Origin of the sequence: Pseudomonas sp. S4_EA_1b (assembly GCF_016307435.1) — a bacterium.
Lineage (GTDB): Bacteria > Pseudomonadota > Gammaproteobacteria > Pseudomonadales > Pseudomonadaceae > Aquipseudomonas > Aquipseudomonas rhodesiae.
Genome location: NZ_JAEILC010000139.1, coordinates 1 through 14,509, shown reverse-complemented (window position 1 = coordinate 14,509; position 14,509 = coordinate 1). Strand labels below are relative to the sequence as shown.

Annotated in this window: 12 protein-coding genes and 1 pseudogene; 6 read left to right on the top strand and 7 right to left on the bottom strand. The window is 62.7% G+C overall.

Annotation, left to right across the window (positions count from 1 at the left end; translation table 11 throughout):
* Nucleotides 1-140: 140 nt before the first annotated feature.
* The 6 genes from pqqA (at nucleotide 141) to YA0848_RS31940 (ending at nucleotide 7,373) form a co-directional block, all read left to right on the top strand.
* On the top strand, nucleotides 141-212 hold the full coding sequence (pqqA, locus tag YA0848_RS31965; protein ID WP_010209364.1) for a pyrroloquinoline quinone precursor peptide PqqA: 72 nt from the start codon (nucleotides 141-143) through the stop codon (nucleotides 210-212).
* A gap of 128 nt (nucleotides 213-340) precedes the next feature.
* On the top strand, nucleotides 341-1,504 hold the full coding sequence (gene ercA / locus YA0848_RS31960; protein WP_034098911.1) for an alcohol dehydrogenase-like regulatory protein ErcA: 1,164 nt from the start codon (nucleotides 341-343) through the stop codon (nucleotides 1,502-1,504).
* Entirely contained in the window at nucleotides 1,488-2,858 is a 1,371-nt protein-coding gene (locus tag YA0848_RS31955) for an ATP-binding response regulator (protein ID WP_169903421.1), read from the top strand. The genes ercA and YA0848_RS31955 overlap by 17 nt, the downstream gene beginning before the upstream one ends.
* A gap of 76 nt (nucleotides 2,859-2,934) precedes the next feature.
* Nucleotides 2,935-4,398 (top strand): DASS family sodium-coupled anion symporter, encoded by a 1,464-nt coding sequence (locus tag YA0848_RS31950; protein ID WP_169903422.1) that lies wholly within the window; start codon nucleotides 2,935-2,937, stop codon nucleotides 4,396-4,398.
* Nucleotides 4,399-4,584: 186 nt separating this feature from the next.
* Nucleotides 4,585-6,231, top strand: coding sequence for an MFS transporter (locus YA0848_RS31945; protein WP_169903423.1), 1,647 nt, complete (start codon nucleotides 4,585-4,587; stop codon nucleotides 6,229-6,231).
* Nucleotides 6,228-7,373 (top strand): HlyD family secretion protein, encoded by a 1,146-nt coding sequence (locus tag YA0848_RS31940; protein WP_169903424.1) that lies wholly within the window; start codon nucleotides 6,228-6,230, stop codon nucleotides 7,371-7,373. The genes YA0848_RS31945 and YA0848_RS31940 overlap by 4 nt, the downstream gene beginning before the upstream one ends.
* Before the next feature lie 78 nt (nucleotides 7,374-7,451).
* Here the strand turns inward: YA0848_RS31940 and YA0848_RS31935 are convergent, their stop codons facing one another.
* The 7 genes and pseudogenes from YA0848_RS31935 to YA0848_RS31905 all read right to left on the bottom strand — a co-directional run bounded on the left by YA0848_RS31935 (nucleotide 7,452) and on the right by YA0848_RS31905 (nucleotide 14,402).
* Nucleotides 7,452-8,345, bottom strand: coding sequence for an aldose 1-epimerase (locus tag YA0848_RS31935; RefSeq protein WP_169903425.1), 894 nt, complete (start codon nucleotides 8,343-8,345; stop codon nucleotides 7,452-7,454).
* Nucleotides 8,345-9,625, bottom strand: a complete 1,281-nt coding sequence (locus tag YA0848_RS31930) for a TRAP transporter large permease (RefSeq protein WP_034098900.1) — start codon at nucleotides 9,623-9,625, stop codon at nucleotides 8,345-8,347. The genes YA0848_RS31935 and YA0848_RS31930 overlap by 1 nt, the downstream gene beginning before the upstream one ends.
* 1 nt (nucleotide 9,626) lies before the next feature.
* Nucleotides 9,627-10,154 carry a TRAP transporter small permease gene (locus YA0848_RS31925; RefSeq protein ID WP_047882674.1) on the bottom strand — a complete coding sequence of 176 codons (528 nt, stop codon included), beginning with the start codon at nucleotides 10,152-10,154 and terminating at the stop codon, nucleotides 9,627-9,629.
* 64 nt (nucleotides 10,155-10,218) lie between these two features.
* Nucleotides 10,219-11,190 carry a TRAP transporter substrate-binding protein gene (locus YA0848_RS31920; RefSeq protein ID WP_034098896.1) on the bottom strand — a complete coding sequence of 324 codons (972 nt, stop codon included), beginning with the start codon at nucleotides 11,188-11,190 and terminating at the stop codon, nucleotides 10,219-10,221.
* 50 nt (nucleotides 11,191-11,240) lie between these two features.
* A complete protein-coding gene (locus YA0848_RS31915; RefSeq protein ID WP_169903426.1) occupies nucleotides 11,241-12,116 on the bottom strand; it encodes an SMP-30/gluconolactonase/LRE family protein in 876 nt (291 codons plus the stop codon).
* A gap of 30 nt (nucleotides 12,117-12,146) precedes the next feature.
* A complete protein-coding gene (locus tag YA0848_RS31910; RefSeq protein WP_094066493.1) occupies nucleotides 12,147-12,965 on the bottom strand; it encodes an NAD-dependent epimerase/dehydratase family protein in 819 nt (272 codons plus the stop codon).
* A 194-nt stretch (nucleotides 12,966-13,159) separates the two neighbouring features.
* A pseudogene (locus tag YA0848_RS31905) lies at nucleotides 13,160-14,402 on the bottom strand (OprD family porin).
* Nucleotides 14,403-14,509 lie beyond the last annotated feature (107 nt).

Here is a 14,509-nt window from a genome sequence, read left to right as displayed (position 1 = left end):
CCCCCTCCCACAGTTTTGTTCCCTGTACATTCGCGACTAATGCAGTGCGGCATTTACTTCGAAAGTAGCATTCGCCCCCCCAACCCCCCATGTATTAATGCCTTTACCGGAATCTTCCGGCACAACAAGAGGACTCTCCCATGTGGACCAAACCCGCCTTCACCGACCTGCGTATCGGCTTTGAAGTGACCATGTACTTCGCCAGCCGTTGATTCAACAGCCGGCCAGCCCAGTGCTGGCCGGTGCGCTATTGGGAATGACCCTTTGGTCTGATTGCAAACGCCTGCGGATCGGTTAGTGTGGAGCGCATCTTCCAAAAATAATAAGAACAGGCTTTCCAATGAGCCCAAACCTGAGCCTCCTGCGTAAATTCGTCTCGCCTGAAATCATCTTCGGTGCCGGTTGCCGGCATAACGTCGGCAACTACGCCAAAACCTTCGGTGCGCGCAAGGTGCTGGTGGTCAGCGACCCCGGTGTGATCGCCGCCGGCTGGGTCGCCGATGTGGAAGCCAGCCTGCAGGCCATCGGCATCGACTACTGCCTGTACAGCGCCGTGTCGCCCAACCCGCGCGTGGAGGAGGTGATGCTCGGCGCCGAGGTGTACCGGGAAAACCATTGCGACGTGATCGTCGCCATCGGCGGCGGCAGCCCCATGGACTGCGGCAAGGCCATCGGCATCGTGGTGGCCCACGGGCGCAGCATTCTGGACTTCGAAGGCGTGGACACCATCCGCGTGCCCAGCCCACCGCTGATCCTGATCCCTACCACCGCCGGGACCTCGGCGGATGTGTCGCAGTTCGTGATTATTTCCAACCAGCAGGAACGCATGAAGTTCTCCATCGTCAGCAAGGCGGTGGTGCCGGATGTGTCGCTGATCGACCCGGAAACCACCGCCAGCATGGACCCGTTCCTGTCCGCCTGCACCGGCATCGACGCCTTGGTGCATGCCATCGAGGCGTTCGTTTCCACCGGTCATGGCCCGCTCACCGACCCCCATGCCCTGGAGGCCATGCGGTTGATCAACGGCAACCTGGTGCAGATGATCGCCAACCCCACGGACATTGCCCTGCGCGAGAAGATCATGCTCGGCAGCATGCAGGCCGGCCTGGCGTTTTCCAATGCGATCCTTGGCGCGGTGCATGCCATGTCCCATAGCCTCGGCGGCTTTCTCGACCTGCCCCATGGCCTGTGCAACGCGGTGCTGGTCGAGCATGTGGTGGCGTTCAACTACAACTCGGCGCCGGAGCGCTTCAAGGTGATTGCCGAGACCTTCGGCATCGACTGCCGGGGCCTGAACCATCGGCAGATCTGTGGGCGCCTGGTGGAACACCTGATTGCCCTGAAACACGCCATTGGCTTCCATGAAACCCTTGGTCTGCATGGGGTGCGCGTGGCGGATATTCCGTTCCTGTCCCAGCATGCGATGCACGACCCGTGCATCCTCACCAACCCGCGCGAGTCGAGCCAGCGTGACGTCGAGGTCGTGTATGGCGAAGCTCTCTGACGACCAGCAGCGCGCCCTCGCCGGGTTGCTCGGGCTGGGCGACCAGTCGGCGCGCAAGAGCCACTACCCCGAATTGACGGCACGCCTGGACGAACTGGAAGCCGAGCGTCGGCGCTATATCCGCCTCAACGATGAGCTGGAACAGCGCGTGGCCGCGCGCACCGATGAATTGCTGGAGGCCAACCGCAACCTGCAACAGCAGATCGCCCAGCGTGAACAGGTGGAACGGCAGTTGCGCGATGCCCGCGACGCCGCCGAGGCCGCCAACCGCAGCAAGGACAAATACCTCGCCGCCGCCAGTCACGACCTGCTGCAACCGCTGAACGCCGCGCGCCTGTTGATCGCCACCCTGCGCGAGCGGGCGTTGCCCAGTGTCGAGCAGGTGCTGGTGGAGCGGACCCATCAGGCCCTGGAAGGCGCCGAGGACTTACTCACGGATCTGCTCGATATCTCGCGGCTCGACCAGGCGGCGGTCAAGCCGGACGCGGCGGTGTATCGCCTGGAGGAACTGTTCGCACCGTTGATCTCGGAGTTTCAGTCGGTGGCCCAGGCGGCCGGGTTGAACCTGCGTGCGCGCACCGGGGGGTATGCGATCCATACGGACCTGCGTTTGCTGACGCGGATCTTGCGCAACTTCCTGAGCAACGCCTGCCGCTATACCGACGAAGGCTGCATCCTGCTCGGCGCCCGCCGTCGTGGCGATCGTCTGCGCTTGGAGGTGTGGGACACCGGGCGCGGGATCGCCGCCGACCGGCTGGAAGCGATCTTCCTGGAGTTCAACCAGCTCGATGTCGGCCGCGCGTCGGAACGCAAAGGTGTGGGCTTGGGGCTGGCGATTGTCGAACGCATCGCCGAGATTCTCGGCTACCCGGTGGCGGTGCGTTCCTGGCCGGGGCGCGGTTCGATGTTCAGCATCGAGGTGCCCATCAGCGCAGAGATGCCACCCGCGATCAGCCAGTTACCGACCCTGCCCACCACCGGTAACCCATTGCCGGGGCGGCGTTTGCTGGTGATCGACAATGAGATCAGCATCCTCGACAGCATGCGCGCGCTGCTGGGCCAATGGGGTTGCGACGTGGTCACCGCCACCGACCAGGTCGGCGCATTGCATGCGCTGCAGGGCAGGGCGCCGGAGTTGATTCTGGCGGACTACCACCTCGACCACGGGGTGGTGGGCTGCCTGGTGGTCAAGCAGTTGCGCGAGCATTTCGGTCACAAGATCCCCGCCGTGATCATCACCGCCGACCGCACCGACCAATGCCGCCGCGCGTTGCGCCGGCTGGATGCACCGTTGCTGAACAAACCGGTCAAGCCCGGAAAGTTGCGCGCGGTACTCAGTCAATTGCTGGCCTAGAAGCTTGATACCTGTCAACACGTTGCAGCGGGCGTTACGGCAAGCTAAGGCCTGATCTAGAGGCCTGGAGTACGCCATGACCGCTGCACCTTTCAAATTGCCCCTGGGCCTGGTGATCGCCGTGTTGGCGATGGCCGGCGTGCTGCTGTTGCCGCTGCCCGCCGACCTGCCGGTGGCCGGGCAGCGCATGCTGGCGATCCTGGTGTTTGCCGTGGTGGTGTGGATCACCGAGGCGGTGTCCTATGAGGCCAGCGCGATCATGATCACCTCGCTCATGGCCTTTCTGCTCGGCACGGCACCCTCGCTGCAAGACCCCACGCACCTGATCGGCTCCAGCCCGGCCATCAGCATGGCGCTCACCGGCTTCGCCAACCCGGCGCTGGCGCTGGTGGCAGGGGCGCTGTTTATCGCGGCGGCCATGACCCATACCGGCCTGGATCGGCGCATCGCCCTGGTGACGCTAAGCCGTATCGGCACCAGCACTCGGCGCATCCTGCTGGGGGCGATCGCGGTGACGATCCTGCTCAGCCTGGTGGTGCCCAGCGCCACGGCGCGCAGTGCCTGTGTGGTGCCGATCATGATGGGGGTGATCGCCGCGTTCGGCGTGGACAAGCGCTCGAATATCGCCGCCGGGATCATGATCGTGGTGGCCCAGGGCACCAGCATCTGGAACGTCGGCATCCAGACCGCCGCGGCGCAGAACCTGCTGACCGTCGGTTTTATGGACAAGATGCTCGGCCAGCGCGTGTCATGGCTCGATTGGCTGATCGCCGGCGCGCCGTGGGCGCTGATCATGTCGGCGGTATTGCTGTTTCTGGTGCTCAAGCTGCTGCCGCCGGAAACCGACAGCATCCCCGGCGGCAAGGAAGCCGTGGCCCAGTCCCTGGTGGACATCGGCCCCATGACCGGCCCGCAGAAACGCTTGCTGGCGGTGTCGGTGTTGCTGCTGTTGGCGTGGGCCACGGAAGGGCGCCTGCATCCTTTCGACACCACCTCGACCACCTACGCCGGGTTGGTAGTCCTGCTGCTGCCGGGCATTGGTGTGATGACCTGGAAAGATGTGCAGTCGCGCATTCCGTGGGGCACGGTGATCGTGTTCGGCGTGGGCATCAGCCTGGGTACGGCGTTGCTGACCACCCAGGCCGGGCAGTGGCTGGGTGCTGCGGTGGTGGCCCACACCGGCTTGGACCAGGTCGGCCCGCTGGGCGTGTTCGCGATCCTTGGCGCGTTCCTGATCCTGATCCACCTGGGCTTTGCCAGCGCCACCGCATTGACCTCGGCGCTATTGCCGATCTTGATTGCGGTGCTGCAAACCCTGCCCGGCGAATTCAGCCGCTTGGGCATGACCCTGTTGCTGGGGTTTGTGATGAGTTACGGGTTTATCCTGCCGATCAACGCGCCGCAGAACATGGTGTGCCTGGGCACCGGCACATTTACCGCGCGCCAGTTTGCCAAGGTGGGGATTCTGGTGACGTTGATCGGGTATGGGCTGATGTTGGTGTTGGCGGCGACTTACTGGAGTTGGCTCGGTTGGATTTGATCTGGAGTCTGCCTCTGGATGCACCTGAGATCCAATGTGGGGGAGGGCTTGCCCCTCCCACTTTCTGACCCTACCCGCTTCAGACCCCCATTCCACCCCAAGATGGCAAGATGAACTCCGCTCAGGTTTACTGTTCTCTGAGTAGAGGTATTACCGACGCCCCCGTCGGGTCATCTAGGTCATTGAATGGACAAATACACCCCCCGCGCCTGGCAACCCCACGAACGCCCGAGCCTGCCCGGTTCGCCGTCGACGCCGTTGCATCCCACCTACAAGCGTTGGCTATTCGCGATGGTCGGTGTGCTGGTGGCGATCACCGGCGGGCTGGGCAATTCGTTGGTGATCGCCAACCTGCAATACCTGCAAGGCGCGCTCGGTGCGACCACCGCGGAAATGGCCTGGCTGCCCGCCGCCTACGTAATGACCAACGTGTGCATGAACCTGCTGCTGGTGAAGTTTCGCCAGCAGTTCGGTTTGCGGGCCTTCACCGAAGTATTTTTGGTGCTGTATGCGCTCGTGACGTTCGGCCACCTGTTCGTCAACGACCTCAACTCGGCCATCGCCGTGCGCGCGGCCCATGGCATGGTGGGCGCGGCCCTCAGTTCGTTGGGCTTGTATTACATGATCCAGGCGTTTCCGGCCAAATGGCGCTTGAAGGCGCTGGTGCTGGGGTTGGGCACCGCGCAATTGGCGCTGCCGCTGGCGCGCTTGTTCTCCGAGGATCTGCTGCAGATCGCCGAATGGCGCGGCCTGTACCTGTTCGAATTGGGCCTGGCGCTGATCTGCCTGGGTTGTGTGTTCCTGCTCAAGCTGCCGCCCGGTGACCGTTTCAAGACCTTTGAAAAACTCGATTTCCTCACCTTCGCCATTCTTTCCAGCGGTGTGGCGCTGCTGTGTGCGGTGCTGTCCCTGGGGCGTATCGACTGGTGGCTGGAAGCGCCGTGGATCGGCATCGCCTCGGCCTGCTCCCTGGTGCTGATCATGGCTGGCCTGGCCATCGAACATAACCGCGCCAACCCGTTGCTGATGACGCGCTGGCTGGGCAGCGGCGTGATGATTCGCCTGGCGCTGGCGGTGATCCTGATTCGTATGGTGCTGTCCGAGCAGTCCACCGGCGCGGTGGGTTTTATGCAGATGCTCAATATGAGCTACGAGCAGATGCACACGCTTTACGTGGTGATGCTGGCCGGGGCGATCAGCGGGCTGGCGATCAGTGCGTTGACCATCAACCCCGCGCACCTGTTGATGCCGCTGGTGATCTCCCTGGCGCTGATGGCCACCGGGTCGGTGATGGACAGCTTTTCCAGCAACCTGACCCGGCCGCAGAACCTGTATGTCAGCCAGTTCCTGCTAGGCTTCGGCGGTACGTTCTTTCTGGGGCCGACCATGGTACTGGGCACCAAAAACGTGCTGACCAACCCGCGCAACCTGGTGAGTTTTTCGGTGATGTTCGGCATTTGCCAGAACCTCGGCGGGCTGATTGGCGCGGCGTTGCTCGGCACTTTCCAGGTGGTGCGCGAGAAGTTTCACTCCAGCATGATCGTCGAACACCTGACCCTGCTCGACCCCCGCGTGGCCGCGCGGGTGCAGAGCGGCGGTTCGGCCTACGGCGGGCTGGTGGCCGACCCGCAATTGCGCAACCTCATGGGCATTCGCAGCCTGGCCACGGCGGCCACCCGTGAAGCGAATGTGATGGCCTACAACGATGTGTTTATGCTGATTGCGATCATCGCGATCCTGACCATGCTGTGGATTTTTACCCGCAGCCTATGGCTGATGACGACCACCCAAGCGGCTACTCCTCCCGTTCAACCCAGCGGCGTTACTTCATGACCGAACCCTCGACCACGACCACCACCGCCATTGCTTCAACCCCGGAGGGCAGCACGCCGCCGGGTGCCGTGCCCACCGAGCTGCGCCCATTGCGGGTGCGCATCCTGTCCTCCCTGGGCTTTGCCGCGATTGCCATCGTCGGCGTGTTGATCGTGCTGTATGCCTGGCAATTGCCGCCGTTCAGCAGCGCGGTGGAAACCACCGAAAATGCCCTGGTGCGCGGTCAGGTGACGATTATCGGCCCGCAGCTCAGCGGCTATGTGTTCGAGGTGCCGGTGCAGGACTTCCAGTACGTCAAGGCCGGCGACCTGCTGGTGCGCCTGGATGACCGCATCTACAAGCAGCGCCTCGACCAGGCGCTGGCGCAACTGGCGGTGCAGAAGGCCGCGCTGGCCAATGTGGTGCAGCAACGCAACAGCGCCGAAGCCACGATCAAACTGCGTCAGGCAGCCTTGGCGGACAGCCAGGCCCAGGCGCGCAAAAGCACCGCCGACCTGCGGCGTAACCAGGAACTGATCAGCGATGGCTCGGTGTCCAAGCGCGAGCTTGACGTGACCCGCGCGGCGAATGCCCAGACCCAGGCGGCGGTCGCTCAGGCCCAGGCCAGCCTGGAAATCGCCCGGCAGGATTTGCAGACGGTGATCGTCAATCGCGGCTCCCTGGAAGCCGCCGTGGCCAGTGCCGACGCGGCGGTGGAACTGGCGCGGATCGACCTGTCCAATACCCGCATCAACGCGCCCCGTGACGGCCAATTGGGCCAAATCGGCGTGCGCCTCGGCGCCTACGTCAACTCCGGCGCGCAACTGATGGCGCTGGTGCCGAAGCAGTTGTGGGTGATCGCCAATATGAAAGAAACCCAGATGGACAATGTGCAGGTCGGCCAGCCAGTGACCTTTACCGTGGATGCGCTGAACCATCGCAAGTTTCACGGCACGGTGCAGCATATTTCCCCGGCCACCGGTTCCGAGTTCAGCCTGTTGCAGGCCGACAATGCCACCGGCAATTTTGTGAAGATTGCCCAGCGCGTGCCGGTGCGGATTACGGTGGACCCGGATCAGGCCGAGAGCGAACGCTTAAGGCCAGGGTTGTCGGTTGTCGTGAGTATCGACACGGCAGGGCGGCTCAAAAACAGCCCGCCCTGAAGGGGCTTGACCACTTGTGGAGCGGCGGTGCGACGATTCGACTTGCCCCCGTGCAGGGGTTCAATCACAGCATCTATGTCACTGGTTTGCCGCCATCGGGGGCAAGCCCCCTCCCACAATGGGGACATATTTCAGGCTGAAATCGAGGTGGGTTGATTGGCCTTGTTCCAGCAGCTTCAGGCCCGGCCTGCCCGGCAGGTGATGGGCATTCACCGGATGGCTCACCGGCTCTATGCAAAAGAATCCCAGCCCCGGTGGGCAGTACAGCAGGAAGTAATCGGCCCCCCTGGCCTGGCCTTCCAATACATAGCCCAGCTCCGGCTGTTCGATCCGACAAGCCCCGTCCCACTGGCAAAAACCGTTGTCCACCTGACGCTCGGGCAGCTCATTGAGCTGCCGGAAATCCCAGTCCGCCGGTATCGATGCCAACCCCGTCGGCAGCTTGGACGCATCACTCAGCCAAACCTGCGCGGCCCTGGCCTGCAACCGCGTGCCTGGTCGGCGTGGAAAATAGGGATGTAAGCCCAAGCCGTGCCATGCCGGCTCCTCGGCCAAATGGGTGACGCGCAACGCAAGACTCAGCGTGCCCTCATGCAAGCGCACGCGCTGCTCGGCGCGATAAGCGAAGGGCGTGTCGCACTCCACCGCCAGCAGCACCTCATCCGCTGCCTGGCTCACCACCTGCCACGCCTGCTGCCAGGCAGAGCCGTGGATCGGCAGCGGGTCGGTCAGGCTGTTGGGCTTGAGCGCCAGCCAACCCAGGGGATTGTCGAAGCCGCCGTGAGCAATGCGATTGGACCACGGCGCCAACGGATAGCAGCCCAGCTTGCCCGGCAGGCCGGTCGCAATGGCCTGCTCGTCGTTATGACGCAACAGCGGCTGGCCGGTGGCGCGCACGCGCCAATTGACGAGGCTGCCGCCCACCGCTGGATTCAAGCTGAGGTGGGTCAACGCATCTTCAAGCTCAATCATCACAGCACCACGCTCGGCAGCCACAGCGACAGCGCCGGGATGTAGGTCACGGCCATCAGGATCAGAAACAGCACGGCATAGAAGGGCACCAGCGCTTTTACGGTTTTTTCGATGCTCACCTTGCCCACCGCTGCCCCGACGAACAGCACCGCGCCCACCGGCGGCGTAATCAGGCCGATGCCGAGGTTGACCAGCATAATCATGCCGAAGTGCACCGGGTCGACACCGATGCCGAGCACCACCGGCAGCAGGATCGGCGTGAGGATCAGGATCAGTGGCGCCATGTCCATCACCGTGCCGAGCAACAGCAGCATGATGTTGATGCACATCAGGATCACATAGCGGTTGTCCGACAGGGTCAGGAACAGCGTGGTGATCTTCGCCGGGATCTGCATCAGGGTCATGATGTAGCCGAAGCTGGCGGCAAACGCGATCAGGATCATCACGATGGAAATGGTGCGCACCGTGCGGTGCATCAGCTTGGGCAGCTCGCTCCATTTGTAGTCGCGGTAGATGAACATGGTGACGAAGAATGCCCACAGCACCGCAATCGCGGCCGACTCGGTGGCGGTGAAGATGCCCGAGAGGATACCGCCCAGGATGATCACCATGGCCATCAGGCCCCAGAGCGCGTCGGCGGCGATTTTCAGCGCCTGCTTGAGGGGGATGACTTCGCCCTTGGGGTAGTCGCGCTTCTTGGCGAAGATCAGGCACAGCACCATCAGACATGCGCTCATCAGCAGGCCGGGGACCACGCCGGCCATAAACAACGAGGCGATCGACACCGTGCCGCCGGCCGCCAGGGAGTAGAGCACCGAGTTGTGGCTGGGCGGGGTCAGCAGCGCCTGCACCGAGCCGCTGACGGTAACCGCGGTGGCGAACTCGCGGGGGTAGCCGCGACGTTCCATTTCCGGGATCAGCACCGAGCCCACCGAGGCGGTGTCGGCCACCGACGAACCGGAGATGGCGCCGAAGAAGGTCGAGGCCATGATGTTCACCAGCGACAGGCCGCCGCGCACGAAGCCCACCAGTACCCCGGCGAACGCCACCAGCCGCCGCGACATGCCGCCCTCGGCCATGATTGCCCCGGCGAGCACGAAGAACGGGATCGCCATCAGCGAAAACTTGTTCACGCCGCCGGCCACCTGAATCATCAGGGCCTGGAACGGAATGTCGATCCACCACGCGCCGATCAATGCTGATAGCCCCAGGGCGTAGGCCACCGGCATGCCGATCAGGATCAAGGCGATAAAGCTGCCCAACAGAATCAATGCGTCCATATCAGGCAGCCCCTTCGCTTTCTTCCACCAGGTCGAAGCGCACCACGCGCCGGTTGCTCTGGTCACCGAGCAGGAGTTTCTCCACCACGAATATCAGCGTGAGCAGCCCGCCGATGGGGATCGGCATATAGGTGATGCCCACGCGCAGGGTGGGGATGGCGCTCATGAATTGGTTCCAGGTCGACACGCACAGCTTGGCGCCCCAGACCGTCATAAACAGGCAAATACTGCCCATCAGCAGTTGCGTAAAAATACCGACGAGGCGGCGTTGGGCGGGAGGCAGGCGGTCGGTGATCATCGCCACCGACATATGGGCGCCGGCGCGGTAGCTGGCGGCGGCGCCGATGAAGGTGAAGACCAGCATCAGCAGAATGGCGGTGGGCTCCGGCCAGCTGGAGCCGGTGCCGAGGACGTAGCGGGCGAAGATGCCCCAGGGAATGATCAGCGCGACCCCGAGTACCGCGAGGCCGGCGACCCAGATGCAGGTCATGTAAATGCGGTCGTTGATGCGCAGCAGTGAATTCTTCATGGCGTTCACCGTAACCGGGCGCGTCGATGTCGACCGCGCCGGGCCTTGTCAGGGAAGGGGAGGGTTACTGAACGGCGTCGATGCGCTTGATGATGTCGGCGTAGGCCGCGCCGTATTTCGCGCGAATCGGCGCGGTGGCGTCATAGAAGGGTTTTTTGTCGACGGTGATGAATTCCACGCCGGCGGCTTTGAGCTTTTCCTCGCTGCTGGCGGACTTTTTGTCCCACAGCACACGCTCATCGGCCTGGGCGGCCTTGGCGGCGTTTTTCACCATCGCCTGTTGCTCAGGGGTGAGCTTGTTCCAGGTGATTTTCGACATCACGATGGGCTCGGGCAGGATCAGGTGCTCGGTGAGGGTGTAGTACTTGGCGTTCTGGAAGTGGTTGTGTTCCAGCAGGGTCGGCGGGTTGTTTTCGGCGCCGTCGATCACCCCGGTCTGCAGGGCACTGAAGATCTCGCCGGTGTCCATGGCGATGCCGTTGGCGCCCATGGCATTGAAAGCATCGATGAACAGCGGGTTGCCCTGCACGCGGATCTTCATGCCCTTGAGGTCTTCGATCTTGCGCACCGGTTTCTTGGTGTAGAGGTTGCGCGTGCCGCCGTCCATCCAGGCCAGGGCCACCAGGCCGAACTCGGAGTCGGTGATTTTGGCGAGGATCTCATCGCCGATTTCGCCATCGATGACCTTGCGCATATGCGCCTGGTCGCGGAACACGAATGGCAGGTTGAACACGTTCACATCCGGCACCACCGGGCCGACGATGCCGAGGCTGACGCGGGTCATCTGCACGGCGCCGACCTGGGCCTGTTCGACCACCTCTTTTTCCGAACCCAGCACGCCGCCGGGGAAGTACTTGAAGGTCAGTTCGCCGTTGCTTTGCTGGGTCAGGGCCTTGCCCATGTTTTGTTCGGCGACCACGGTGGGGTAGCCGGCGGGGTGAACGTCGGCGAACTTGATTTCCAGCGCGTGGGCGGCGCTGCTGAGAAGAACGCTGAGGGGAAGTGCAGCGGCCAGCAAGGTGCGTTTGAAGTCCATGGGGGTCACTCCTGTCTTGTTATTGTTGTATTCAAGGCACAGCGATGCAGCTAGAGGGCGAAGGTGGGCTCCGGCAATCCGGTGACGCCGGGGTTGAGGGCGAACACGCCGCCGGCGATCGACTGGGGGCCCTGGTCATCACGGATCGAGGTGACGAACAAAGTGTCCAGGCGGCTGCCGCCAAAGGCGCACATGGTGGGTTTTTTCACCGGCACGCTCAGGGAGCGGTCCAGGCGACCTTCGGGGGTGAAACGGTGGATCAGACCGGCGTCGTTGGCGCAGATCCAGTAGCAGCCATCGGCATCCACCGCTGCGCCATCCGGACGGCCGAGGTGGTTGTGCATGTCCACAAATACTCGGCGGTTGGACGGCGTGCCGCTGTCGACGTCGTAATCAAAGGCCCAGATCTGTTGCACCAATGGGTGCGAATCCGAGACGTACATCGTGCGCCCGTCCGGGCTGAACGCCAGGCCGTTAAGGGTGATGAAACCGTCCAGTTGGGCATGGGCCGCGCCGTCACCGGTGTAGCGGTAAAGAATGCCTGCGGCGGCGTTCGCACCCATGTCGAGCACCATGCTGCCGGCCCAGAAACGTCCCTGGCGATCGCAGCGGCCGTCGTTCATGCGCATGTCCGGGCGTGGGTGCTCGACGCCGGCCAGCAGTTGGGTATCTAGATGCCCACCGGCCTGGGGGGTGAGTTGGAAAAAACCGCTCTCCATACCCGCGACCCAGCCGCCGGTTTCGGTGCGCGCAATGCAGGCCAGCATGGTGTCGGCATTCCAGCGCTGTACTTCACCGCTCTGGGCGCTCCAGCGTTGCAGGCCGCCGTGGGGGATATCGACCCAGTACAGCGCGTTTTCCTCCGGCACCCATAGCGGGCATTCGCCCACGGCATTGCGGGCGTCGACGATTAATTCAGCAGTCATGGCCACTCATTCCCTTGGATTGGTAAACGCTCAGTCGCCAAACGGCCCAGCCGCGCAGAATGCGCCGCCCTGGTAGACCTTGGCAGGGTCGTTGTCGGCCACCGGCGGCTGGGCTTCGACCTGGGCACGGAACACTTCGGAGTTGTCTTTGGGCACGAAGCCCAAGTGCGCGGCGTAGCGGTTGTCCCACCAGGTGTCGAGGTTGTCCGACATACCGTAGACCACGGTGTGGCCGACGTTGGGCGTGTACAGGGCGCGTTCGAGCAATTGGGTCAGGTCATCGAAGCTCAGCCAGGTGTGCATCATCCGGCGGTTCTGCGGCTCGGGGAACGAGGAGCCGATGCGGATGCTGACGGTTTCGATGCCGTAGCGATCAAAGTAAAAACTCGCCATGTCTTCGCCGTAGGACTTGGACAGGCCGTAGTAGCTGTCCGGGCGGCGCGGGGAGTGGGCGTCGATTTTTTCGTCTTGCTTGTAGAAACCGATCACATGGTTGGAGCTGGCGAAGATCACCCGTTTGACGCCATGGCGACGGGCGGCTTCGTAGATATGAAAAACCCCGCAGATATTCGCGCCGAGGACCTCCTCGAACGGACGCTCCACCGACACGCCGCCAAAATGCAGAATCGCGTCGACGCCTTCAACCAGGTGATGCACGGCCTGTTTGTCGGAAAGGTCGCAGAGCTGCACTTCTTCTTGGGCGTTGGCGGCGGGGGCCATTTCGGCGATGTCCGATAGGCGCAGCACCTGAGCGTAGGGGCGAAGGCGTTCGCGCAGGACTTTGCCCAGGCCGCCGGCGGCACCGGTAAGCAGCAGGCGATGGAAGGGAGCTGGGGTGGTGGTGGTCATGGGCATTCCAGATTTTTGTTGTAGGTTGTCGTATGACTATGTCGAAGTATTGTTAGGGAGTCCCTGGTTGTCAACGTCGATTCGGCTCGCCCCGATAGCGGTGGGTCAGCAAAGGCAGTATCGGCTGACCCGCGTCATCGAGGGCAAGCCCCCTCCCACATGGGGTGGGCGTTAGTGTTTAGGTTCGGCAACCTTTAGAGCAACGAGATCGGGTAGCTGATAAATATCCGGTTCTCATCGAACTCGTTGGTGCTGAAGTCCCGACGCATCGTGGAGTTGCGCCATTTCACGTTGAGGTTCTTCAGTGCGCCGCTTTGCACGGTGTAGGCCAGTTCCGATTCGCGGCCCCATTCCTTGCCGTCAGTGATCGTTCCGGTGTGCACGTTGCTGCCGCTGATATAGCGGTTCATCAAGGTCAGGCCGGGTACGCCGAGCACCGCGAAGTTGAAGTCGTGACGCAGTTGCCAGGATTTTTCCTTGGCGTTGTCATAGCTGGAGTTGTAGCTGTCGTTGGCCAGGGTGCCGCCGCTGGTGCCGTTGACGCGCATCCACACGCTGTCGCCGCTGAGTTTCTGCAGGCCCACGTAGAACGTGTTGCCGCCGTACTTGGCCGAGAGCAGGGCAAACGCGGTTTTGTTATCCAGGTCGCCGGCCAGGGCGCTGCCGTCTTCCTTGCCGTTGAAAAAACCGAGGTTGGCGCCCAGGGTCCAGTCGCCCAGCGGTTGGCTGTGGATGAGGTTGACGTATTGCTGTTGGTAGATATCGCTCAGTTCGGCGTACCACAGGCCGACTTGGGTGCGTTTGTCATTAAAGGTGTATTCGCCGCCGCCGAAGTTGAAGCGGTCCGACTTGAACGCGGTTTTGCCGTTCATGAACATGTCTTCCATGCTCGCGTCGTTGCGTGGGCTGTTGCCGCGAAATTGCCCGCCGTAGAGGGTCAGGCCGGCGATTTCATTGGAGGTGACCTGGCCACCGCGGAAGGTTTGCGGCAGTGAGCGACCATCGTCGGAGCGCAGGATCGGCAGCACCGGCATCCATTCGCCGACTTTCAATTCGGTCTTCGACAGTTTGGTTTTCAGCGCTACGCCCAAGCGCCCGAAGTTGTCGGCGGGGCGACCGTCGTCGTGGATCGGCAGCAACTGGGTGCCGCCGGTGCCTTTGCCGCCGTCGAGCTTCTGCGAATACAGGCCCAGCACATCGATCCCGAAACCCACCGTGCCTTGGGTGTAGCCGGACTTGGCGTCCAGAATGAAGTTCTGCGTCCACTCTTCAGCCTTGCCCTGGGCGTTGCCCGGGTTGGTGAAGTTACGGTNNGAGCGTGGCCTTGGCGTCGTCGACAAAGCCATCGGCATGCGCGGCGAAGGGTAGGGTGATGCTCAGGCTGCCGAGGCCGACAAGGCCCAGACGTACGCAGGAATTGCGGGCGAATTGACTCACAGTGACGCTCCCTTTCTTTTGTTGTTTTTATTATTTTTTATTCGACGTCGTACAACATTGGGGCGAATATTTGCGGGGTTTTCCTGGAGTGTCAAGCAGAAGTTATA